The sequence below is a fragment of the Pseudomonas sp. UBA5706 genome (assembly GCF_002419965.1).
Lineage (GTDB): Bacteria > Pseudomonadota > Gammaproteobacteria > Pseudomonadales > Pseudomonadaceae > Aquipseudomonas.
In genome coordinates this window covers 85,481-108,021 of the sequence record NZ_DIHC01000038.1, presented here as the reverse complement: position 1 = coordinate 108,021, position 22,541 = coordinate 85,481, and the positions used below count along the sequence as shown (strand labels likewise).

The following is a 22,541-nucleotide window of genomic DNA, read 5'->3' as shown; positions in this document are numbered from 1 at the left end:
CGGCCTGCTACGGCAACCCGGATGCGGCACCTGAAATTAAGCTAACACATCGTCAGCTATTCACAAATATTTTTTAGAAGACCTTCACAATACCCTGCACTACAAGCGTACTAGCGCTACCAGATCTGCTGGAAACCGTAAAAGCGTCATTCATGCAGAAGGCTAGCCAACGTCTAATAACTAATATATCGTCAGCTATACAAGCATAACGACTCATGTGTCCGATGCCCGAGAACGCCATCGCACTACCTGAGCGCAACAGAGGATTGGCCATGTATCCCCTCAACTATCCCCGTCTGTTCGAGCCGCTGAAGCTGCGCTCGCTCACTATTCCCAACCGGATTGTCATGGCGCCGATGTCCACTAATCTGGCGAGCCGCGACGGTAACGTCACGGCGCAGCAGATTGCGTTTTATCAAGCCCGCGCCGAAGGTGGCACCGGCATGATCATCGTCGAGTTCTGTTGCGTGGACGGTGACACGGGTCGATCCGAGCACCGCCAGTTGACGCTTGCATCCCTGAGCCAGGTCGCTGGCCACCAGCGTCTGGTGGAAGCGATCCGTTCGGCAGGTGCCGTGGCATGCCTGCAATTGCAGCACGGCGGTCAGGGCGCCAAGCCTGAGCTGATCGCCAATGGCGTCGCACTGGCGCCGAGTGATATTCCTTCGCGGCGTGATCCCTCGCGCTTGATGGCGCGAAGCATGACCGACGACGAAATCGAGCACGTTATCGAGTCATTTGGTCGCTGCGCCGAACTGGGCGTTCTGGCGGGTTATCAAGCCATTGAGCTGCACGGTGCCCACGGTTATCTGCTGACCTCGTTCCTGTCCCCTTTCAGCAACCACCGTGATGATCGCTGGGGCGGTGATGAAGAGCGGCGCCTGACGTTTGCCCGTCGCGTGATTGCCCGGGTGCGCGAGGCCATCGGCGACCGGCCGCTGATCTATCGCCTCTCGGCAGACGAATTCACCCCTCAGGGATTGAATATTGATGACATGGTCAGGATTGCGCCCAAGCTGGTAGACGCTGGACTGGACGCCCTGCATGTTTCGATCGGTCTGGGCTGGACCAGTTTCGACAAAGTCGTGGAGCCTATGTCTGCCCCTGAAGGCTGGCGCTTGCCTTATACCCGACGCATCCGCCAGGCGGTATCGGTTCCAGTAATCAGTGTCGGTCAGATACGCTGGCCTGCCACCGCCGAACGAGCCATCGTCGATGGCGACACCGACATGATCGCCCTGGGGCGACCGCTACTGGCCGATCCCGAATGGGCTAACAAAGCCCGCTACGGCGATGCGAGCGTCATTCGCCCATGCACCTCCTGCAATTACTGCGTGTCCATGAGCAGCGGCGCCGATGGCCGGATAGGCTGCGCCGAAAACCCCCGGACCGGCCGTGAGCTGGATGCGTTGCCTGACGCCGGAAACCGACGTGGCGAACGCGCGGTGGTGATCGGCGGCGGTCCCGGCGGCATGGCGGCAGCCCTTATGCTGCAGCAGGCCGGATTCGCCACCGAGCTTTATGAGTCGCGTGCCAGTCTGGGCGGCGGCTTGATCGCCTCCGCCGCTCCGCCCTTTAAAGAGAAGCTGGAGTGGTATCGAAGCTATTTGCGTCATCAGTTGCAGCACAGCGATGTGGCGGTTCACGTCAACAGTCCGGCCGATATCGACACCGTCAACGCGGCGTCCCCCGCCCTGGTGCTGCTGGCCAATGGCGCCCGCCCCAGACGCCTGGCCATCGAAGGCATCGACCACCCCTGCGTGCGGGATGCCTATGAAGTGCTAATGGGCGACGGCGCGCCTCTGGCAGACGCCGATGAAAGCGTGCAGGTGATGGTCTATGGCGGCGGCGAAACGGGTTGTGAAACCGCAGAACTGCTCGCCGAACAAGGGTATCGGGTGGTGCTCGTCAGTCGTTCGGCAACCCGCCAGTTGGCACGTGCCGCAGAGGCCATCTATCGCTCGGTACTGCTCAAGCGACTGCTGGAAAACCCGCGCATCGAGGTTGTCGAGCACAGCCATGTCCAGCGCATCGAAGCATCCGGGCAGGTTCATCTGGTCGATGCCCAGGGCCAGACGCGCACGATTCGAGTCACTGAGGTGTTGATTGCCCAGGGGCGCGTCCCCGACGACACCTTGCTGAAACAGTTGCTCAAGGCGGAGCTGCCCTTCGCCGCTATCGGTGATGCGCGGCAAGGAGGCCGAATCGGTGACGCCGTACAAGACGCCTATCAGGCTGTTATGGGTCTTTGCGCCAATACAGCACCTGGAAAATCTCTGGCCTGCTGAGAACAGGCAACGACAGGAGCGATCATGGAACTGAATCTGACCCCGGACGAACTGGCCTTCCGCGACCAGGTAAGGGCTTTTCTACAGCGCTCGCTGAATGCGGACGTGGTACGCCGAAGCCGCACCGGCATGCACCCCCCCAACGAGGAGGACCGCCGCTGGTGGAACAGGGTCTTGTTTGAACAAGGCTGGGCGGCCCCGCATTGGCCTGTCGAGTATGGAGGCACCGGCTGGTCGCACGTGCAGAATCATATTTTCGAGTACGAATGCAAACTTGCCGGCGCGCCTGAATTGCGCTGGCAGGGCCTGCGGCTGCTCGGTCCGGTCCTTTATACCTATGGCTCGCCCGAACAAAAGGCGCGCTACCTGCCGCCGATCCTCAAGGGCGAGGAAATGTGGGCGCAAGGGTTTTCCGAGCCGGGTGCAGGTTCAGATCTGGCGGCACTGAAAACCAGTGCCGTGCGCGACGGCGATCATTACATCGTCAACGGCCAGAAGCTCTGGACCACTGAAGGGCAATACTGTGAACAAGGTTTTTTTCTGGTGCGCACGGAGGCGGCCGATCGGCCCCAGCGCGGGATTTCGATGATGATCATCGACATGCGCGCGCCCGGCATTACCGTTCGCCAGATCGACATGATCAACGGGGAGGGTTCGACCTGCGAGGTGTTCCTCGACAATGTGCGGGTGCCGGTCGAAAACATCCTCGGCGAGCCGGGGAACGCATGGAATCAGGCGAAGTTTCTGCTCGCCAATGAACGCACCTCCAGTGCCGACATCCACAAGGCAAGGGCCGATCTAGAACGGATACGGGTCATTGCACGCGCCGAGCGACGCGGCGATCGTCCTTTGCTGGAAGACCCGGTTTTTTCTCGCAAGCTGGCTACCTTGCGCCTCGAGGTCGAAGCGCTGGAATGGTCGGTGCTCAAGGTTGCACACGAGGCCCCCAGCCGGCATCCCATCGCCGCCTGTGCTTCGGTGCTCAAGGTCCGGGGCTCCGGGCTGCAACAGCGCCTGACCGAGCTGATGGTCCAAGCCCTCGGGCAGCGTAGCCTGCGTGTCTATCGCCGCGACGAGGCCTATGCCCCACCGGGCGATGATCCGTCCTGGCCCGCGTACACGCCGGGCGTCACTGCTGATCTGATGTACCTACGCGCCTGCACGATTTTCGGTGGCGCAATGGAAGTCCAGAAAAACATCATCGCCAAGCTGGCGTTTGGATTCTAAGCCATGAACTTCGACATGACCGATGAACAAAGAATGCTGGTCGATGGTGCGCAGCGCTATGTGCGCGAGCGCTACGACTTCGAAACCCGGCGCGGCATCATCAAACGCGAGAAAGGCTTCTCGACACAGCATTGGCATGATTACGCCAACCTGGGGTGGCTGGCGTTGGCTATCGCAGAAGAAGACGGGGGCCTGAACGGAAGTGATGTCGACGTCGCTCTGCTCATGGAGATCCTGGGCGAGGGGTTGCTGCTAGAGCCCGTGGCCGAATGCGCGGTCTTGTGTGCAAGCCTGATTGGCGCGGGCGCCAAAGGCCCGTTACGCGAGTCACTGCTGATGCGCATTGCCAGCGGCGAGATGCTGATCGCCCTCGCCCATCAGGAGCAAACCACACGACACGAATATGATCGGCAGATACACACCACCGCACGCCGCGTGGCTGATGGGTGGGAGCTGTCGGGGGTCAAGCAACGGGTGTTCTTCGGCGTTAACGCCGACGCCTGGCTAGTCAGCGCGACACTGGAAGGCAAACCCGGGCTGGCGATTTTCCTGGTGGAAGCCGGCTCGCCCGGTGCCACCCTCGACAGCTACGAGCTGATCAGTGGCAGTCACGGTGCAGACCTGCATCTGGATCGAGTGATCGTGCGTGAGTGCTCGATGCTGATCGCCCCGGACAAGGGCGCCGATGCACTGGAATATGCCCTCGACCGTGCCTTGGTGGCCAATGGCGCCATGTGCCTTGGCTCAATGGAAGGCGTGATGGCGATGACCGCCGATTACCTTAAGACCCGTGTGCAATATGGCAAGCCGCTCGCGCAGTTCCAGGCGTTGCAACACCGCATGGCCGAAATGTTCGTGGAAACCGACCTGGCGCGCTCGATCCTGTTTGGCGCGCTTGCCGCGCTTGAGTCCGGTGACGTCGAACGTCGACGCTTTTCGGTGTCGGGGATGAAGGTGGTATTGGCCAAGGCCTACCTGTTCGTTACCGCGCAAGGTATCCAGCTACACGGCGGCATAGGAACCACCGAAGAATACGCCGTCGGCCACCATTACAAAGCCGCCGTCGTCTTCGATCAGCGATGGGGCGACAGCGATTTCCATCTCCAGCGCAGCAGCACCGACCAGAACCAGGTCGAACAGCCCATGGGAGGCGCTTTGCATGCTTGATTATCTGCCCCTTTCATTTGCCGACGACCTCGAACAGCGAGCGCGCTTCTACGGCAAGCAGCCGGCCTACACGCAAGACCAACGCTCAATCTCTCACGGCGAATTGCTCGCCAGCGCCCGACAAATCGCCTCGGCGCTGTACCACGCCGGCCTGCGTCATCAGGATCGCGTCGGCATCCTCGCGATGAACTCTATCGAGTTCGGCGAAATCATGGCCGCCACACAGTGGGCCGGCTACATCCTTGCCCCGGTCAATTTCCGGCTGGCGGCGGCGGAGGTGGCGAGCATCATTCAGGACGGCGGACCTCGGCTGTTCTTCTTCGAGCATCAGTACGCGTCGCTCATCGAGTCCCTTCGCGACCGGTTGCCATCGGTGGAGCAATTCGTCTGCATCGACGGGGAAACCTCATGGGCGTCGAGCCTTGCGAACTTTCGTATAGCCGGCGACCCCCAGGGGCCTTCGACACGAGCGCGGGAAGAAGACATCTGCTGCCTGATCTATACCAGCGGTACGACCGGCAAACCCAAAGGCGTGATATGGGGGCACCGCGAATACCGACAACTGGTTCAGGTCGACACTTGGCTGTGCGACATGCAGGAACCGGACAGTACGCTGATCGTGATGCCGATGTTTCATCTTGGCGGTATGGTCATCAGCCTGTCGCAGCACGTTCGCGGTGGTTGCGCCTGCCTTCAGCGCCAGTTTGATCCCCTCGATGTGCTCAAAGCCATCGAAACCCATAAGCTGACCATCTTGCTGCTGGCCCCCACCATGGTGCAGATGGTGCTCGACCATCCCTATGTGGCGCAGGCGGATCTGTCCAGCGTCAGGACCATCATCTACTCGGCAGCCCCCATGCCGGTTTCCGTGCTGCGCCGCGCGATCAAGGTGTTCAAGGGCTGTGGATTCGTCAACCTGTTCGGCCAAAGTGAAATCTGCATGTTTTCGCTGTCTCCCGAAAACCATCGACCCGACGGAGACGAGCGTGACCGCAAGCGACTGGGTTCAGTAGGCAAGCCCTACCCCAATCTACTTGCCAAAGTTGTCGATGACGCCGGCAATGAGTGCCTCACCGGCCAGGCGGGAGAAATTCTTGCGCGCAGCAGCGCAATGTTCCGAGGCTACTGGAACAACCACGCCGCAACGCTGCAGACCTTGCGCGGAGGCTGGTGCCACACAGGTGACATGGGCCGCTTCGACGAGGACGGATACCTTTATCTGGTCGACCGCAAGAAGGACATGATCATCACCGGTGGCGAGAACGTATATTCCCGTGAGGTGGAAGAGGCACTGCTCGCCCACCCGGCCATTTCCGAATGCGCCGTGATCGGGATTCCAGACGAGAAATGGGGGGAAAGCGTCTGCGCGGTTGTGACCTTTAAGACAGGCCGTAGCGTCAGCGAGTCGGAAATCATCGAGCATTGCCGAACCCTGATCGCGAGCTACAAGAAGCCAAAAAGCGTGATCACCGTTGCCGAGTTGCCCAAGCTGGTCACGGGCAAGATCAACAAGCTCGAACTGCGTGCCCACTATGGACAGGCGAAACGAGGCCACTGATGAACCTGCAACTCACGGCACAGCAGATACAGCTTCGGGAAAGCATGGCGCGGCTGTTTCGCGATCAATCCACAGCGGCCCGCGTCCGGGCCGCAGAGCCCCTCGGGTTCGATGACGGGTTATGGCAGCAACTCTCAGCACTCGGCATCCTGTGCATGCGTCTGCCGGAAGCGGCCGGCGGCAGCGCCATGAGCCTGCTCGATGCGTTGTTGGTCGCCCAAGAGGCCGGTCGACACCTGGCCTCGGTGCCCTTGGCCGAAGCCATCGTTACCGCACCTCTGTTGGCGACGTTGGCGAGTGAGCGTGCCGCGCACCTGCTGCGTCAGGTGATGGCCGGGGCGCGGGTGACGCTTTTGCCCACGCCACTCGACCAACCCGGCGCGATTCTGGCGCCCGGGGCCGAAGGTGCAACGGCGGTACTGGCCCTGCGCGGCGATCAGGTGTTGATGCTTGATGACCGCGAACTTGAACGTGGGCAGAAAAACCTGGGCACCGATGCAAGCATCGTCTTCGACGCCTCCGAGCGGGGCGCCCTGCCCTGGAGCCTGGTGGCTGAAGGGAGTGCTGCGCGACATGCATTCCAGGCGGCTGTGGAGGAATGGAAGTTGCTCAAGGCGGCGCTGCTCAATGGTCTTTCACAGCAGGCCATTCGAATGGCCGCAGATTACTGCTGCGAGCGCCAGCAATTCGGAAAAGCCATCGGCAGTTTTCAGGGAATCGCTCACCCCTTGGCCGATGCCCTGACGGAAATCGACGGCGGTTTGCTACTGATCTGGCATGCCGCCTGGGCCATCGCCCGTGAACGCCCGGACGCCGCCGCACAGGTTTCCATGGCCAGTTGGTGGGCGGGCCAGGCGGCCTGCCGCGCCACGGCCCGGGCGCTGCACAGCTTTGGCGGCTATGGCGTATCGCTGGAGTACGACATCCAGCTGTACTACCGTCGCGCCCGTGCCTGGTCACTGCATGCCGGCGATCCGCAACTGGAGCTGGACGCTCTGGCTAACCGACTGTGGAGCGAGGACTGCACAGTACCCCTGCCCTCGGCGGGCGAGATGCCGCTGGAGTTTGGTTACGGAGCCGCTGCCGAGGCGTTTGCCGAACAAGCGCGCGGGTTCTTTCGCGAGCACCTGACCGACGAGCTCAAGGCCCACGCCCATCATTCGGTGGACGGTTATCACCCCGATTTCAATCGAAGCCTGGCCCAGGCCGGCTTTCTATTTCCACATTGGCCCCGCGAGTATGGCGGGCGTGGCAAGTCTGCGTTCGATATGCATGCCCTGCAATCGGTGTTCGAAGCGTTCGGCTGGCAACGCATCACGGCGCCCATCACTAACCAGGTGGCGCAAATCGTCATGCGCTTTGCCAGCGACTCGGTGAAAAGTGAGGCGCTGCCGCGCTTCGCCAGCGGTGAGGCGCTGGCCTGTCTTGGATTCAGCGAACCGTCGAGCGGCTCGGACGTCTTCTCCGCCAAAACCCGCGCCACGCGCCTGCCTGATGGAGCGTGGCGGGTCGACGGGCAGAAGATCTTCACCACCGCCGCCAACCTGGCCGATTACGTCTTTCTCCTGGCGCGCACTAATCCTGACGCCGCCAAGCATGCCGGCCTGACGCTGTTTCTGGTGCCCATGAATCTTCCAGGCATCGAGGTGCAGGCTGTCCATACGCTGCAGGATGAGCGCACCAACATTACCTACTTCGCCGATGTACGCGTACCTGACCAATATCGCGTGGGAGCCGTGGACGCCGGCACCAGCGTGATGGCCGCGACTTTGGAACTTGAGCACAGTGGGGATCAATATCGGCTCAGCTACGCGAATATGCTTGCCCATGCCGTGCAATGGGCTCGGCAAACCGTGGGCAGCTACGGGTCGCGGCTTGAAGATACCCAGGTCAGACGGCGCCTGGCGAAGGTCGCCATTCATACGTCTATCGCCGAGGATCTGTGCTATCGGGCCACCTGGTCGGTGATGGCTCAGGCACCGAATCGCGCAGCGTTCGGTCCGATGTCCAAGCTGTTCTCCACCGAACAGTATCAGCGCGATGCGAACGACCTGATGGAACTCTGTGCACCCCATTCGCTGCTGCGTGCGCATGAGGGTGCCGGCTTGGTGGAGTTGGGGTATCGGCAATCGATCGGCATGACGATCTACGGTGGCACCAGCGAGATTCACCGCAGCCTGATCGCCGAGCAAGGGTTGGGGATGCCCCGATCGCGAAGCTGAAACAATCATTACATCCAGCGACGATGCGGCCGCCGCACAGGCGGCATCGTCTCGGGGCTCAACCGATGGCACCTTTGCGCCTCAGCTCGACCAACGCTTGTGCGGACACACCCAGCTCTGACAGCACCTGATCGGTGTGCTGGCAATAACCTGGCGCTGCCTGCAACGCCCCGATCGGGCGCTCGTCGAACTGGGCAGCAGAGACGCCGGTCAGGTAGCGGGCATCGCCCGGGAGATCCACCGCGCTGACAAAACCGTTGACGAGCGCCTGGGGATCGGTCAGCACCTCAGCCGGGCTCTGTACTGGCGCCCAGACGCCTTCGAGACTGGTCAGGCGTTGGCACCAGTCGGCGTAGTCGCGCTGGGCAAATACCTTGTTGAGCACCTCGACCAGTGCCTGGCGGTTCACATGCCTGGCTGTGGCATCGATGAAGCGAGGATCCTGCGCCAACGCGGGGTCATTGACATGATGCAGAAAATCAGGCCACCACTTGTCCACCAGTAAACAGAGGCTGATCCAGCGACCGTCGCGAGTCTGGTAATTGTTGGCCAGTGCCAGAGGCGCCTGCCCCTGCGCATGGTTGGTAATCAGCGGCGCACCGATCGAGGCGGCCAGCAAGGATTGCGAGGCCAGGTAGGTGCCTGTCAGATAGAGCGAATTCTCGACCACGGCCCCCCGCCCTGTGCGCTCACGCCTGAACAGGGCGGCGGCAATTGCTCCCGCCAGGGCAAGCCCACCTCCCAGATCGCCGATCGAGCCCGGCTGCTTTGGGGGCATGTCGCTGTTCTCCGTGGTCTGCAACCAGGCCGCGCCCGAACGGCACCAGGATGACGGGTAGTCATAACCTCCATCGTTGGCCATCTCGCCATGACGGCCGTAACCGGTGCCCAGACCATAAATCAATCGTGGATGCCGGGACATCAAATCCGCCGGCTGGATGCCCAATCGGCTTCGCGCCTCGTCCCGCAGGTTAGTGATGAATACATCCGCCGTTTCGAGCAAGCGGTACAGCTCCTCGCGACCAGCCTCCTGGGTCAGATCCAGCGTGATGCCACGCTTGCCGCGATTCGCCGCCTCGAAGAACGGATTTATCCGGCCATCGGTGCCTGGCAGCTTCAAATGCCGGGACGCATCCCCTCCCCCCATTCGTTCGACCTTGATCACCTCGGCGCCCCAATCGGCCAGCACCATCCCGGCCGCGGGCACGAACGTGTGTTCCGCGACTTCGACCACCCGTATTCCTTGCATCACGTCATACATGGCATTGCCTCTGGTTAAGCGTGCTTGGGTCGCGATCCTTCGCGCACTATCGGGCCCTGATCGGGCCATGATCGGGCCGCGCCCCGTTAAAGCCCCTTGAACTCGGCGGGGCGTTTATTGACGAACGCATCCACCGCTTCGCGGTGATCCTGGGTCAGATAGAGCGCTGACTGATTGTCGACCTCATACGCCAGCGCGTCTTCGAGGCAATTGATTCCGCGCGCCATGGCCATGCGCGTCAAAGCGACTGACAATGGCGCATTGGCCTTGAACGCTTCGGCAAGGTCCAACGCCTCTCGGTGCATGGACTCGACGCTGTCGGCCAGGCTGTCGACGATGCCAATCTTCAAGGCTTCCTGATCGTCGACCACGCGGGCGCTGTAGAACATGCGGCGGGCCTGCGCGATACCGATGCGTTGCGGCAGCGTCCAAAGTAGCCCCAGGTCAGGCACCAGCCCGACTTTGGCAAAGGAAGATACGAATCTGGCGCCCGGCGCGGCGATCACGTAGTCGGCGGCGGCAACCAATGAAAGCCCTGCGCCGGCCGCGTACCCTTCAACGGCGGCGATCACCGGCTTGCTGCCTCTGAGCATGGCGCGCACGACGCGGTGCCCTAACAGCATGCGGCTTCGACCGATGGGCAAGGGACGCTCCGCGGTCATCCCCGAAATGTCCCCTCCCGAACAGAAATGGCCGTTCGCGCCGGTCAATATGATCACCCGGCATTGCGTATCTTCCTCGAGGGACTCGAGGATGTCCGCCAGCGCGTGGAGCACGTCCCGAGACAGCGCGTTGCGCGTCCTGGGATTGTTAAGGGTCACTTCGGCTACCGCGCCATGGCGCTGCAGCAGTACAAGCTCACTCATGACTTTCTCCAATACTCAGCAGTGTGCGAAGCGTTGCGAGCATGGCCTCGGGTTGATCGATCATCATGTGATGATGCGCATCGGCGACCCTGTACGGCCCTCTGCCGAACGGAAGCAATTCAACCGCCCGCGATGCCAGCGCCTGATCGACGATCACGCTGCATTCGCCAAACACCACGTCAACGGGCCGGCGCACCTGAGGCAACAGGTTTTCGCCCCACTCCTCGTGACGGACACCACGAGGCAGCCCGATGTCGAACTTCCAGCACCATCCTTCTGAGGTTTCACGCACCGAATGGCAGGCGATATGCTGGAGAATGTCAGCGTTCACGCCCGGCTGCTCCGGCATCAACCGATAGCGACTGATCGCACTCCGCTGATCCGGGTAATACCGTCTACTCGCCGTACTGGCAGTGTCAGGCGGGATGTCGACCCCTTTGAACAGAATGAACGAATCGCAAATGATCAGCCGCTGGAACAAATCCGGGCGGTTGACACACGCGCGCAGCAGCCGCGAGCCGCCGAAGCTGTGGCCGATGCCGATCACCGGCGAGCCGACGCGACGTTCGATCAGGTCGACGATATCCATTGAGGCGAACTGCGCCGGGTACACATCACGGTGGTCGCTGTCACCCATCCCTGACAGGTCCAGCGCAAGCACCCTGAAACGCTCCGCCAGCAATGGCGCAATACAATCCCACCAGCGGGCATGCGCGCGCAGACCATGGACCAATAACAGCACCGGTCCAGTCGTGTGCTGAGCGCCCCACTCAAGGTAATGCAGGCGTCGCCCTTCAACTTCCACGAAGTGCGACTGGCCGGCAGCTTGAAAGATCGATGCCAGCCACGGCAGGGCCTTGATCCCCGCAGTGGCCTCGATATCGGGCGTCATGGCTCAGCGCTGATTGAACACTGGCTTGCGCTTTTCACGGAATGCCGCGATGGCCTCCACGTGATCCCTGGCAGCCGACGACACGTTCTCGTAAGCCATGCCGACGTCCATCATGCTGGCGGCCATCTGGCGAAGCGGCACGTTAATAGTGGATTTGCTCCAGCGCAGCGACTGCACCGGCATCGCCGCCAGTTTGTCGGCGTAGGCATCGACATAAGCGTCGAGCTCGGCAGCGGGCATCGCGGCGTTGATCAGGCCTATTTGCTCGGCCTTTTGCGCAGTCAGTTTTTCGCCGGTGAACAAATAGTGCTTGGCCCTCGCATAGCCGATCAGATACGGCCACATGATTTGTCCACCATCGCCGCTGACCAGACCGACGTTATTGTGTGGATCGCCGAAACGCGCATCTTCGGCGGCAAAACACACATCACAGAAAACCGCAACGGTCGAGCCCAGGCCGATAGCGTCGCCATTGACCTTGGCAATGATCGGCTTGTCGCATTCGAGCATGCCGTTGACGATGCGCTTGGCTTCGCGAACGCAACGGTAGAACTCGGCCGGGTTGTCATGCAGCCACTGCATGTACTCGATGTCGCCCCCCGCGCTGAATGCACGGCCCGCACCGGTTATCACGATGATGTCGCTTTCCTTATCTTCCACCAGGTCATAGAACAGCCACGATAGCTCGGTGTGGGATTGGCCGGCGAAGCTGTTGAGCTTTTCCGGCTGATTGAACGTAACGGTCAGAACTCGGCCACGTCGCTCAAAGGCCATCGTCTTGTAATCATCGAAATTCATCGTCGCTCTCCAGCATTTTCCATGGGTGTTGTTTTTGTTGTGACAGACCAAAGCTGACATTCAATCAGTTATGTGTAGAATGTATAGCAGGTCAGGAACGCTGACAAGCTAATCAGTCACCAACTCACTGGATCATTCAGGAGCACCATATGCGGATCTTTGCCACTACTTCTCGCTACATTCAGGGCGCGGGTGCACTGAATGACCTGGGGCAACACTGTTCGGTACTGGGCAAGCACGCGTTCGTCATCACCGATGCAGACATAGCACGTTTGCTGGGAAAGCGAATTACTGACAGCTTTCGGGACGCTGCACTGGACATCAGGCTTGAGGTGTTCCCCGGAGAAATCACCCGCGCCGCCATCGACGCGCTGGCGCATCAGGCGCAGGCCTACGGTGCGGACATGATAGTCGGCGTCGGTGGCGGGAAAGCGCTGGACACCGCCAAAGGCGTTGCGTTAGCGCTTGAACGGCCAATGATCAGCGTACCCACCATAGCCTCCAACGACGGCCCCGCCAGTGCAGCCATCGCGGTGTATGACGAGCACCACATCATGCAAGAGATCCTGCATCTGCCACGCAACCCGCAATTGGTCCTTGTCGATACCCAAGTCATCGCCGATGCCCCGGTTCGCTTCCTCAGGGCAGGAATCGGCGATGCGATTTCGAAAAAATTCGAAGCCCACGCCTGCCATGCGGCCGGAGCAACAACCCTGCTTGGGACACCGCCTTCACTGACCGGCCTGATGGCGGCCGAAGCCTGTTATCAGGCCATCAGAACCCACGCAGTGGCGGCGATCAAAGCAGTCGAGGAAAAGCGCGTCGATGCTCATCTGGAAGCACTGGTTGAAGCGACCGTACTGCTGAGCACGGTTAGCTTCGAGAATGCAGGCCTGTCCCTGGCCCATGCCCTGGCTCGTGGCTTCTCCTATCTGGGGCGGGCACGCGGCACCCTCCACGGCGATCACGTGGCCTATGGGCTACTCGTACAGTTGATCATGGAAAAACGTGAGCTGGCCTTCGTCCATGAGCTCTGCGATTTCTACCGCCAGACGGGCCTGCCAACCCGCCTGGCGGATTTCGGTCTGCACTCGCCGACCGAGGCCGAAGTGCAAGAGCTGGCGCGAATGTCCATGGTCAGTCCGAGCGCGTTGCGCTTTGCTCCGCCGGTCGACGCTGACCAATTGGAAGCCGCGATTCATCAGGTGGAACGGCTCACCACTAACATATAGATGATGTCGCCGGACATGGCGGTCAGTTGCCTGTTGCCGCGGAGGGGCTGTGCGGCCAGGATGGTTTCAATGCGTTTCTGCAGAAACGTCCCCCTCACTTTATTGGCCGTTGACCCGGAGCCCTCCCCATGACAAAGACCATGTTCAAGCCCGACATTCTTGCCGGGCAGCGTATTCTCGTCACCGGTGGCGGCACCGGGCTGGGTCGTATTCTGGCCGCCTCCTTCGCTGATTGCGGTGCAACCGTTTACATCTGCAGCCGTCGCCAGGCGGTTGTGCAAGATACGGCTCGGGCCATCAACGAAAGCGTCGGCACCGAACAGGTCAAGGCGATGGTCTGTGACCTGCGAAACCCTTCGAGCATAGACAGCCTGCTGGAGGCAATCTGGGAGGACGGAGGTGCGCTGACGGGGCTGGTCAACAACGCTGCGGCCAACTTTATTGCCAGAGCCGAAACCATTTCGGTAAATGGCTTCAACGCCATCGCTGAAACCACGATGCGCGGCACCTTCCTTGTCACGACAGGCTGCGCAAGGCGGTGGATTGCGGCGGGCCAGGCCGCCTCGGTGGTATCGATCCTCACGACGTGGGTGTGGAACGGCGGTCCCTTTGCCGCACCGGCGGCCATGTCCAAGAGTGGATTATTGTCGATGACCCAATCATTGGCTGTGGAATGGGGCCGCCACGGGATTCGTCTGAACGCAGTCTGCCCCGGTGCATTTCCAACGCCCGGTATGTCTTCGCAGCTGCTGACAGACGAACAGGGCTTCAACGAGGCCGCCAGTAACCCGATGCGCCGACATGGCCGCCCCGAAGAACTGTGCAATCTGCTCACGTTTCTGCTCGCCCCCGGGTCAGAGTTCATCAGCGCCCAGACGATCGCCATCGACGGTGCCGGCTATCAGGGCAACGGCGCCAACTTCGCCGCCTTGACCGAGTGGAGCGACGATCAATGGACACAAGCCCGCGAGAAAATTCGCAGCAATACCTCTGCCGATAAAAACGCCCGGCAGGAGTGATGTCATGGACTCAGTGACGGTACAAACCGGCTCACTCGCATGTGCCAACCCTGATTGCCACACTCAACGGCCCGGTCGCCGGCGATGGCTTCGCGGTGCCGTTGGGTGCCGACGTTCGCCTGGGGTGCCTGAACACCACCCTTGCAGTGGCCAACGCATGCATCGAACTGAGTGCGGGCGAGCCAGCATCAGCGGGCTGCTCCCAAGCTCGTGGGGCTTTTCCGGTGTATGGAAGTGCAGTTGACAGGACGCCGCTTCGATAGCAATAAAGCCCAGCAGATGGGTTTGCTCTCATACCGCGCAGTCGACGATGAGTGTAATGAACACATGCCTGAAAATCGCACGCCATCGCCGCCAATCCGCCCTTCGGCATGCGCATGAGCAAAGAGGTGATCTACTCGAACCTTGGCGCTCCGGATTTACGCAGCGCCATGGCATTGGAAAACCGCACCCAGCTGTTGTGCGGTACGACCGGGGAAATGACCAGGGCGATCGAAGGGTTCAGACGAAAAAGCAATGACACCCGCCGGATTGACTGAGGGTCAATCCGACTGCCGCCAGAAACGCAGGATTGCTGCCTGCAAAAACGCCGGCGATCGGCGTTTTCCGGCAGCCGGCTGTTTCAGGACGAATAGCGAGCCAACAACTCGACCATGCCCGGCGACGGGACCATCTTGCCTGGGTCATAAGAAGGCGATAGCACTTTGAACAGCCGTTGTCGGCTCGCTTTGCGGATCTTGCCCTTGAGCGTCTTTTCTCTGGCCAACGACGCCTGGCGTTCGGGTTCGGACAACGCCTCGCGATCCACGGCATTAAGATAGGCCGCTACCCTCGCCGTATGAGTGCCAATGTGCTTGGCGGCAAACATGAACCCCCAAACGCGATACAGGTAGGCGAACAGCCCCTTGCCATACAGTGCCTTGTAGGCTTGAAAGCACACTTCGCGATGTTCGAACTCTTCGGCCAGGTGCCATTTCCAGAGATTGACTGCCAATTCGTCGGCGCCGTCCAGATACTCCTTCAGTTCCTCGAAGAACACCTGGCCAGCCGCCGACCCCATGGCTTCGAAACCCTCACAGTAGGCGACGTTGAATCTGAGGGATTTTTGCTCGAGAAATCGTGCGTAGTCGTCGCGGTAGCTTTTTTCAATCGCCTGCATGCCCGGATAACCGGACTTGTAGAGCATTTTATTGAACGCTACGTGCTGTTTGCAGTGCTGCACTTCCTGCTTGTTGAAGATCTCGATGTCGTTGCGCAACGCCTGATGCTCAGGCCCGAGTACTTCCTTGACGCGCATCATGACCTTGACCAGAAACGGTTCGATATGCGCAGGCACCGTGGAAAAAGCGTTATAGCTCTGGGCGAACTCTCTGACGGGGGCCCAGTGCGGATTGATGCTGGAGAAATCGAATCCAGGCTGGCGGACTTTCATTACCAATGACCTCTTGTCGTTATTCTTGGGCATTTCGCAGCGCTCAACCCGTGGTCCGAGATCGCCGAACTAGATAAATGACCTTTATTCAGTTATAGGCGTGAGCATCGCCTCCGTCAATTGCCGGACAGCCCCGCCGGGAGGCCATTGCGCATGTGTTCTGACCAGCGGTGCAGGTCGGCCACGAAGCGCTGTGGGACTTCGAGCGCCGCAAAGTGTCCGCCTTCATCGATATCGCTGACCTGGCTCAGGTTGTAGACCCGCTCAACTCGACTGCGCGGGGCCGCAGGCGCTAGCGAATCGCCGTGGTAACGGGCGAACCAGGTGGGCGTCTCACATCGCACGCCATCGGGCAAGATGCCGAAACCGTCATTGACCACGCCCGGGTAGTACCAGATCGAACTGGCAAAACTGTCGGTCATCAGATAGATCATCAGGTTCGCCAGCAGCGTGTCCCGGTCGAACACCTGCTCGAACGGGCGCTGCCGCAGATCCGCCCAATCATGAAAGCGTTCCAGGATCCAGGCGGCCTGCCCCAGCGGATTCCCGGCAGTTGCCCAGACCAGCGACTGCGGTTTGAACATCTGCACCGCCGAATAGCCGCTATAGACCCGCTGCGCGCCCTCGACGCGCCGCTGCCAATCCCGCTCCTCATCAGTGCCCGGCGGCGCCAGCGAGCGCAGTCCCAGCATGTTCAGGTGAATGGCCTGTACCGAATCAGGAAAATCCAGTCCCAGCCATGACGTGACGATCGCACCCCAATCACCGCCTTGGGCGCAGTAACATGGGTAACCGAGTACCTCGGTCATCAGAGTGTTCCACATGCGCGCCGTCTGACGCTGACCCACGACCTGCCCGGGTTTACCGCTGAAGCCGAAACCCGGCAGGCTGGGAATCACCAGATCGAACGCATCTTCGGGCCGGCCACCATGGCGGGACGGGAACGCCAGAGGCTCGATGACGTTCCAGAACTCGATATATGAGCCCGGCCAACCGTGGGTCAACAACAGCGGGCGGCGTCCCTGGTTCTCGCCTTGCACATGGACAAAATGCACGTCCAGCCCCTCGACGCGGGCTATAAATTGCGGGTGACGATTCAAGGCCGCAACACACGCGCGCCAATCGAAGTCGTTCACCCAATAGTCTCGAAAACCTGCGAGGAAATTGGCGTCGCAACCGTGTTTCCAGCCGTCACTGATCGGGGCTTCCGGCAACGGGGTGTCGGCAATCCTGTGCAGTAATCGATTAACGCTTTCTTCTGTCCACTGAACTTCAAATGCTTGCATGGCATCCTCCATCGATGTGCCCGGTCAGGACCATGACCAATCCGGCTCGCGCTTGTTCAGATAGGCTTGTCTGGCCTCGGCCGAATCGGCATAACGGGTGACACGCCCTGTGTAATCTTGCTCGATACGGTAGCCGTCCTTGAGCGACAAATCCTCCACCCGGCTCAACGACTCTTTGCCCAGACGCAGGCCTATCGGGCTGTGGCGGGCGATCTGCGAAGCCAGCTGCATCGCCGTCTCCATCAACTTGTCCGACGCCACCACGGCTTCGAACGCACCCAGGCGATAGAACTCCTGCGCAGGCACCGGCTCACCGGTGAAGAACATTTTGCGGGTCTTGAAAGGGCCGACCAGCCGCTGCAGGTGTCGCGCGCCGCCCAGCACCCCGGCCTTGATTTCAGGCACGGAAAAGGTGGCATGCTCCGCCGCCACGACCAGGTCACAACTGGCGACCAGCACCAACCCCGCCCCGATGGCTTTGCCGTTGACGGCGGCGATCACCGGCAGCGGGCACTCCAGGATGGCCCAGAAGCATTCACGTACCACCGCGCCGGGATCAAGCAGGTCGATGGCTGAGTCGTCCTCGACCAACTCGCGGGCATGACGCCGCGACGAGTCCTTGAGGTCAATGCCTGCGCAGAAGATGTTGTCGCCTGGCGCAGTGAACACGATCACGCTGGCATCGCGGCTGCGCGCCAGGGCATTAAAAGTCGCGGTCAGTTCGCGAATGGTCACCGAATCCAGTGCGTTGACGGGGGGGCGATTTAGAGTGACGACGGCAACGCGATCGACGATCTGCGTGTGCACGAAGCGGGTGACGGGAAGGCAATCGGTCATGAGGTTCACTCCACAACTGGCGTGTCGGATTTAGTGTTCGATCAGAGGGTTTGTGCGGTCCCAAGAATCATCGTCGCCTGGCTGGACAGTGTTCCGCCGTTGGCATGTGCCAAGGCCAGGTTGGCATCCCGGACCTGGCGCTGCCCCGCTTCGCCACGCAATTGCTGGCATGACTCGACGAGCGTGAACAGGCCATACATGCCCGGATGGCAACACGACAGACCGCCACCGTTGGTATTGACCGCCAACCCGCCACCCGGTCCGATATGGCCGCCGGACACGAACCGGCCGCCCTCGCCCTTGGGACAGAATCCAAGATCCTCGAGAAACAGCAAGGTGTTGATAGTGAATGCGTCGTAGACCTGAACTACATCAATGTCTTGCGGGCTGACCCCGGCAATGGCATAGGCCCGTTTTCCGGATTCTCGTGCGGCGGTCACCGTGAGGTCAGTCGCCTGATCAACGCCGGAGTACCACGTCGCTGCCGCGCCTCCCAGGACGTAGACGGGTTCTGACTTTAAGTCCCGGGCCCGGTCAACTCGGGTCATGACAATGGCGGCGGCACCGTCGGTGACCAGGCAGCAATCGCGCACACTCAAAGGGTCTGACACCAGGCGTGCCCGCAAACAGTCTTCGATGCTCAAGTCCTCGCGCATGAATGCGTCGGGGTTCAGCTTGGCCCAGTTGCGCGCCGCCACCGCCACTTCAGCCAGATGCTCGCGGGTGGTGCCGAACTGATGCATGTGCCGGGAGGCCGCCAGCGCATACGACGACAAGGGCGTCAGGGGCCGGTACGGCTTTTCATAGGGCGAGGGCACGCGCATCGAAACCAGGCCGCCGCTGGCGGTGCGCTGGTTGCTGCCGTACATGATCAGCGCTGTATCGCAATAACCGGCATCGAGCATCAGCGCCGCAGTGATCACATGAGAATGGAAGGCCGACCCGCCAGTGCGGTTGTTTTCCGTGAAGCGCGGCTGGATGCCCAGGTATTCGGCGGCGCTCAGACCAGACAAGGCATCATCGGGTGTGCAGACGAACAGCGCATCGACCTCGCTCAGCTGCAGGCCAGCATCGGCCAGCGCGCGCAATGCCGCATGCGCGGCCAGGTCCAGTGATCGTTGGCCGGGGGACTCGCCCATGCCATAAACAGCTGCACCGACAATCGCGGTTCGCCCTCGCGGGAAATGCTCCATCGCACGCTCCATTTTCTTGTTATGAGGTTGCGTCTGATCTGAGGTGCGAGAGATGGACGACACCCCAGCAACTGACATAGTATCAGCTATGCACGTTAACGTAGCTCATCATGTGCTGCAAGACCCAACAACAAGACCGCACAGGAGTCGCCCGCATGCCCCTGGATTTCGACGCACTGCTCAATTTGCAGATTCCGGACACCCGCCAGCATTACACCCACAAAGACGCCATCCTTTATGCGTTGAGCTTGGGCTATGCGGCCGATCCGATGGACACCGCCCAGCTGCCGCTGGTGTATGAGGCCGGATTACGAGCTGTTCCGACAATGGGGGTGGTGCTCGCTCACCCTGGTTACTGGCCACGCACACTCAATACCGGCCTGGACTGGGTGCGCATCGTTCACGCCGAGCAGGGACTGACCCTGCATAAACCACTGCCGCCCGAAGCCCATGTGATCGGCAAATCCCGCGTGGTCGACATTATTGATAAAGGTCTGGACAAGGGCGCACTGATTACCTACGAACGGCGTATTTTCGAGCGTGACAGCCAGGACCTGTTGTGCACTATCACCCAGACCATGCTGGCTCGCGGGGACGGAGGTTTCGGTGGGCCTGTGCGCAGCAGCGCGCCGCCGCCGTCGGTGCCCGAACGCGCCGCTGACCTGGTGATCGACCTGCCCACTGCCCACAACGCGGCCCTGCTTTACCGGCTCAATGGAGATTGGAATCCCTTGCACGCCGATCCCGAAGTGGCGCGTAAAGCCGGATTCGACCGCCCTATCCTGCACGGCCTCGCCACGTGGGGGATTGCCGGCAGAGCGGTCCTGCAGGGGGTCTGTGATTACGACGGTAGCCGCATCGCCTCCCTGTTCGGGCGCTTTACCGCGCCCGCCTATCCTGGAGAAACCTTTCGCAACGAGCTCTGGATCGACGGTGAGAAGGTGGCGTTCCGGGTGCGCTCACTGGAGCGAAACGTTGTGGTGATCAATAACGGGCTTGTCACATTGCGTGGCTGAGGTCAGGGATTTTCTGGAGGGCAATGATATGACGCAGGGCGCTATTCGCCTCGATGGCAAAGTCGCATTCATCACCGCAGGCGCCAACGGTCTTGGTGCGGGAATCGCTCGTGCCCTGTGCCTTTTCGGCGCAGCGGTGACGATCGCCGACGTGGACCGGGAACAGGGTCAGGCACTGGCGTGCGAGCTGACCAACGAAGGTTACGACGCGCAGTTCGTTGCGGTCGACGTCACCGACAGCAGCGCACTGCGCGAAGCCATCGCCCGGGGCACGGACCACTTCGGTCGACTCGACATTCTCGTCAACAACGCTGGCGGCGTTCGCCAGCGCGCCTTTCTTGAGCAGAGCGAAGACAGTTGGCGCAAACATATCGAGCTGAACTTCATCAGCATGCTCACCGCCACGCAGGCGGCCGCGCAGGCCATGATTGCCGGTCAACGCGGCGGGACTGTGATCAACATCGCCAGCAGCGAAGGCCTGCGGGCTGCGCCAGGATATGCGGTGTACGCTGCCTGCAAAGCCGGAATGATCAGCTTTACCCGCTCAATGGCGCTTGAGCTCTCCGAGCACCAGATAAGGGTTCACGCACTGGCACCAGACATGATCGAAACCAAGGGGCTCAGACGTTGGTTCGACGCAGCAGGCGACGCGGCCAATGCAGCGCGCGACCGTTACATTCCCATGGGACGAACCGGCACCCCCGAAGAGTTGGCCAACGTGGTGGTATTCCTGTGCTCGACGATGTCCAGCTACACCACTGGCCTGACCATTCCGGTAGACGGCGGGGCCATCGCCTCCAGCGGCTGGACACGTTCACCCCATGATGGCGAGTGGAACCTTTACCACGGCTGAAAATCGCGCCGCTCAAGGGCGGCGCGATCAATGAGTGGAGAGCAGTACCGCGCCTGCGAACGGTCCGCCGCCGTTGGTGGCAACGGCCAATTGCGGGCCGTTCGGTACTTGACGCGCGCCCCCTTCGCCGCGCAGCTGAACCACCGCTTCGTGGATATAACCCATGCCGTGCAGACGTCCAGCGGACAATTGTCCGCCATGAGTCGCCAGTGGCAGCTCTCCATCAAGGGCAATGCGCTGCCCGCCCTCGACGAATGCAGCGGCTTCGCCCCGGCCACAGAATCCCAGCGCCTCGAGCCATAGCAACGTCAGCATGCTGAAACCGTCATACAGTTCAGCCAACTTGACGTCCTTGGGTTTGAAATCGGTGCGGCTCCAGAGGCGCTTGCCCGCTTCCTCGGCGTAGTAGCGCGTCAAGTCAGGCATCTGATCCCAGCTGTCGTGGCCCTTGAACGGGCCACAGATCGATTCGACCTGTACCGGTAACGAGCGCAGGTCTTTGGCCGCATCACGGTGGGACACGATCAGCACCGTGGCGCCATCGACCGGTACGTCGCAGTCATAAAGACAAAGCGGCGTGGAGATCATCCGTGACCCCAGATACTGCTCCATGGTCAGCGGATCGCGGTAGACCGCGTTGGGGTTGAGCATCGCGTTCTTGCGCGCATTCAGGGCAATCGCTCCCAGCTGCTCGCGGCTGGCGCCGAACTCGTGAAAATAGCGGCTGGCAACCAAGCCAACCCAATTGGCGGGTGACAGCGCGTCGAATGGGGCCAGAAATTCGTTGTATCCCGAGACGCGAGGCGCGGGGCCCTGGGCGGCATGGGCGGCATGGGCGCGTTGCGCAGCGGCACTGGATTCAAGCACCGTACGAAAGCAGAGCACGTGGCGCGCCTGTCCACAGGCCACCGCCATGCAGGCGTTGATCAACGCGCTCATCTGGGTGGCTTCGTTGCCGGCGTTATACCAGTTAAGTTCAAGCTTCAAGCTGTCCCTGAGGGCGTTGATCGACACAGGCGAAAAGCCCGGCATTTCAGCACTGTAGCCAGGCCAACTGGATACGCCGTCGATGTCCTCGCGCGTCAGACCGGCATCCGCCAACGCCTGCGCGACCGCCTCCAGAGTCAGGTCCAGACCGCTGCGCCCCAGCCGCCGCCCGACTTGTGATTGCCCGATACCGGAAATGACTGCGTTGCGTTCACCTACCGTCGCCATGTGCGATCCTTAATGTCATTAATTTGAGCGTTCACGCCGGCGCTCTGAACGGCGCAGTTCTCGTTTTCACAGCGTGTATTGACCCCTGACCCACACTGATGCAGACTCCGAAAAATGTCAATCAGTCAGTTATCAGCGATAAGGTGACGGATTGCATGAAGGCTTGGGGCGTGAGCCCC

General features: G+C 61.0%; 19 protein-coding genes. 10 read left to right on the top strand and 9 right to left on the bottom strand.

Annotation, left to right across the window (positions count from 1 at the left end; translation table 11 throughout):
* Positions 1-272: 272 nt before the first annotated feature.
* Genes B3I26_RS18405 through B3I26_RS18385 form a run of 5 tightly spaced genes read left to right on the top strand, consistent with a single transcriptional unit; the run spans position 273 to position 8,462 of the window.
* Positions 273-2,288: an FAD-dependent oxidoreductase gene (locus B3I26_RS18405; protein ID WP_296259687.1), complete on the top strand. Its 2,016-nt coding sequence runs from the start codon at positions 273-275 to the stop codon at positions 2,286-2,288.
* A gap of 24 nt (positions 2,289-2,312) precedes the next feature.
* Positions 2,313-3,515, top strand: coding sequence for an acyl-CoA dehydrogenase family protein (locus tag B3I26_RS18400; RefSeq protein ID WP_296259685.1), 1,203 nt, complete (start codon positions 2,313-2,315; stop codon positions 3,513-3,515).
* A 15-nt stretch (positions 3,516-3,530) separates the two neighbouring features.
* Positions 3,531-4,682, top strand: coding sequence for an acyl-CoA dehydrogenase family protein (locus B3I26_RS18395; protein ID WP_296259684.1), 1,152 nt, complete (start codon positions 3,531-3,533; stop codon positions 4,680-4,682).
* Positions 4,675-6,240, top strand: coding sequence for a class I adenylate-forming enzyme family protein (locus B3I26_RS18390; protein ID WP_296259683.1), 1,566 nt, complete (start codon positions 4,675-4,677; stop codon positions 6,238-6,240). The genes B3I26_RS18395 and B3I26_RS18390 overlap by 8 nt, the downstream gene beginning before the upstream one ends.
* A complete protein-coding gene (locus tag B3I26_RS18385; RefSeq protein WP_296259681.1) occupies positions 6,240-8,462 on the top strand; it encodes an acyl-CoA dehydrogenase in 2,223 nt (740 codons plus the stop codon). Before B3I26_RS18390 ends, B3I26_RS18385 begins: the two co-directional genes overlap by 1 nt.
* A gap of 58 nt (positions 8,463-8,520) precedes the next feature.
* Here B3I26_RS18385 and B3I26_RS18380 read toward each other — a convergent pair whose 3' ends face one another.
* The 4 genes from B3I26_RS18380 to B3I26_RS18365 all read right to left on the bottom strand — a co-directional run bounded on the left by B3I26_RS18380 (position 8,521) and on the right by B3I26_RS18365 (position 12,279).
* A complete protein-coding gene (locus B3I26_RS18380) occupies positions 8,521-9,723 on the bottom strand; it encodes a CaiB/BaiF CoA transferase family protein (RefSeq protein WP_296259680.1) in 1,203 nt (400 codons plus the stop codon).
* An 86-nt stretch (positions 9,724-9,809) separates the two neighbouring features.
* Positions 9,810-10,589 (bottom strand): enoyl-CoA hydratase/isomerase family protein, encoded by a 780-nt coding sequence (locus B3I26_RS18375; RefSeq protein WP_296259679.1) that lies wholly within the window; start codon positions 10,587-10,589, stop codon positions 9,810-9,812.
* The gene (locus tag B3I26_RS18370; RefSeq protein ID WP_296259678.1) at positions 10,582-11,481 is read right to left on the bottom strand and encodes an alpha/beta fold hydrolase; all 900 of its coding nucleotides are present in this window, start codon (positions 11,479-11,481) and stop codon (positions 10,582-10,584) included. Before B3I26_RS18370 ends, B3I26_RS18375 begins: the two co-directional genes overlap by 8 nt.
* Positions 11,482-11,484: 3 nt before the next feature.
* Positions 11,485-12,279, bottom strand: a complete 795-nt coding sequence (locus tag B3I26_RS18365) for an enoyl-CoA hydratase/isomerase family protein (RefSeq protein WP_296259677.1) — start codon at positions 12,277-12,279, stop codon at positions 11,485-11,487.
* Between the two features lie 149 nt (positions 12,280-12,428).
* On the opposite strand from B3I26_RS18365, the gene B3I26_RS18360 reads away from it, so the two are divergent.
* The 3 genes from B3I26_RS18360 to B3I26_RS18350 all read left to right on the top strand — a co-directional run bounded on the left by B3I26_RS18360 (position 12,429) and on the right by B3I26_RS18350 (position 15,069).
* Positions 12,429-13,511 (top strand): glycerol dehydrogenase, encoded by a 1,083-nt coding sequence (locus B3I26_RS18360; protein ID WP_296259676.1) that lies wholly within the window; start codon positions 12,429-12,431, stop codon positions 13,509-13,511.
* Between the two features lie 128 nt (positions 13,512-13,639).
* A complete protein-coding gene (locus tag B3I26_RS18355) occupies positions 13,640-14,530 on the top strand; it encodes an SDR family oxidoreductase (RefSeq protein ID WP_296259675.1) in 891 nt (296 codons plus the stop codon).
* A 377-nt stretch (positions 14,531-14,907) separates the two neighbouring features.
* Positions 14,908-15,069, top strand: a complete 162-nt coding sequence (locus tag B3I26_RS18350) for a hypothetical protein (protein ID WP_296259673.1) — start codon at positions 14,908-14,910, stop codon at positions 15,067-15,069.
* Between the two features lie 83 nt (positions 15,070-15,152).
* Here the strand turns inward: B3I26_RS18350 and B3I26_RS18345 are convergent, their stop codons facing one another.
* The 4 genes from B3I26_RS18345 to B3I26_RS18330 form a co-directional block, all read right to left on the bottom strand.
* Positions 15,153-15,995 (bottom strand): metal-dependent hydrolase, encoded by an 843-nt coding sequence (locus B3I26_RS18345; RefSeq protein ID WP_296259671.1) that lies wholly within the window; start codon positions 15,993-15,995, stop codon positions 15,153-15,155.
* Between the two features lie 83 nt (positions 15,996-16,078).
* On the bottom strand, positions 16,079-17,248 hold the full coding sequence (locus tag B3I26_RS18340) for an epoxide hydrolase family protein (protein ID WP_296259670.1): 1,170 nt from the start codon (positions 17,246-17,248) through the stop codon (positions 16,079-16,081).
* Positions 17,249-17,272: 24 nt separating this feature from the next.
* Complete coding sequence (locus tag B3I26_RS18335; RefSeq protein ID WP_296259669.1) at positions 17,273-18,085, bottom strand: enoyl-CoA hydratase-related protein; 813 nt, start codon at positions 18,083-18,085, stop codon at positions 17,273-17,275.
* Positions 18,086-18,126: 41 nt separating this feature from the next.
* Entirely contained in the window at positions 18,127-19,278 is a 1,152-nt protein-coding gene (locus B3I26_RS18330) for an acetyl-CoA acetyltransferase (RefSeq protein ID WP_296259667.1), read from the bottom strand.
* Between the two features lie 155 nt (positions 19,279-19,433).
* Here B3I26_RS18330 and B3I26_RS18325 point away from each other — a divergent pair, with 155 nt between their 5' ends.
* Together B3I26_RS18325 and B3I26_RS18320 are read left to right on the top strand one after the other, a co-directional pair.
* Positions 19,434-20,294: a MaoC/PaaZ C-terminal domain-containing protein gene (locus tag B3I26_RS18325; RefSeq protein ID WP_296259666.1), complete on the top strand. Its 861-nt coding sequence runs from the start codon at positions 19,434-19,436 to the stop codon at positions 20,292-20,294.
* Positions 20,295-20,322: 28 nt separating this feature from the next.
* Complete coding sequence (locus tag B3I26_RS18320; RefSeq protein WP_296259664.1) at positions 20,323-21,147, top strand: SDR family NAD(P)-dependent oxidoreductase; 825 nt, start codon at positions 20,323-20,325, stop codon at positions 21,145-21,147.
* A 27-nt stretch (positions 21,148-21,174) separates the two neighbouring features.
* Here B3I26_RS18320 and B3I26_RS18315 read toward each other — a convergent pair whose 3' ends face one another.
* Positions 21,175-22,362, bottom strand: a complete 1,188-nt coding sequence (locus B3I26_RS18315; protein WP_296259662.1) for a thiolase family protein — start codon at positions 22,360-22,362, stop codon at positions 21,175-21,177.
* Positions 22,363-22,541: the final 179 nt, after the last annotated feature.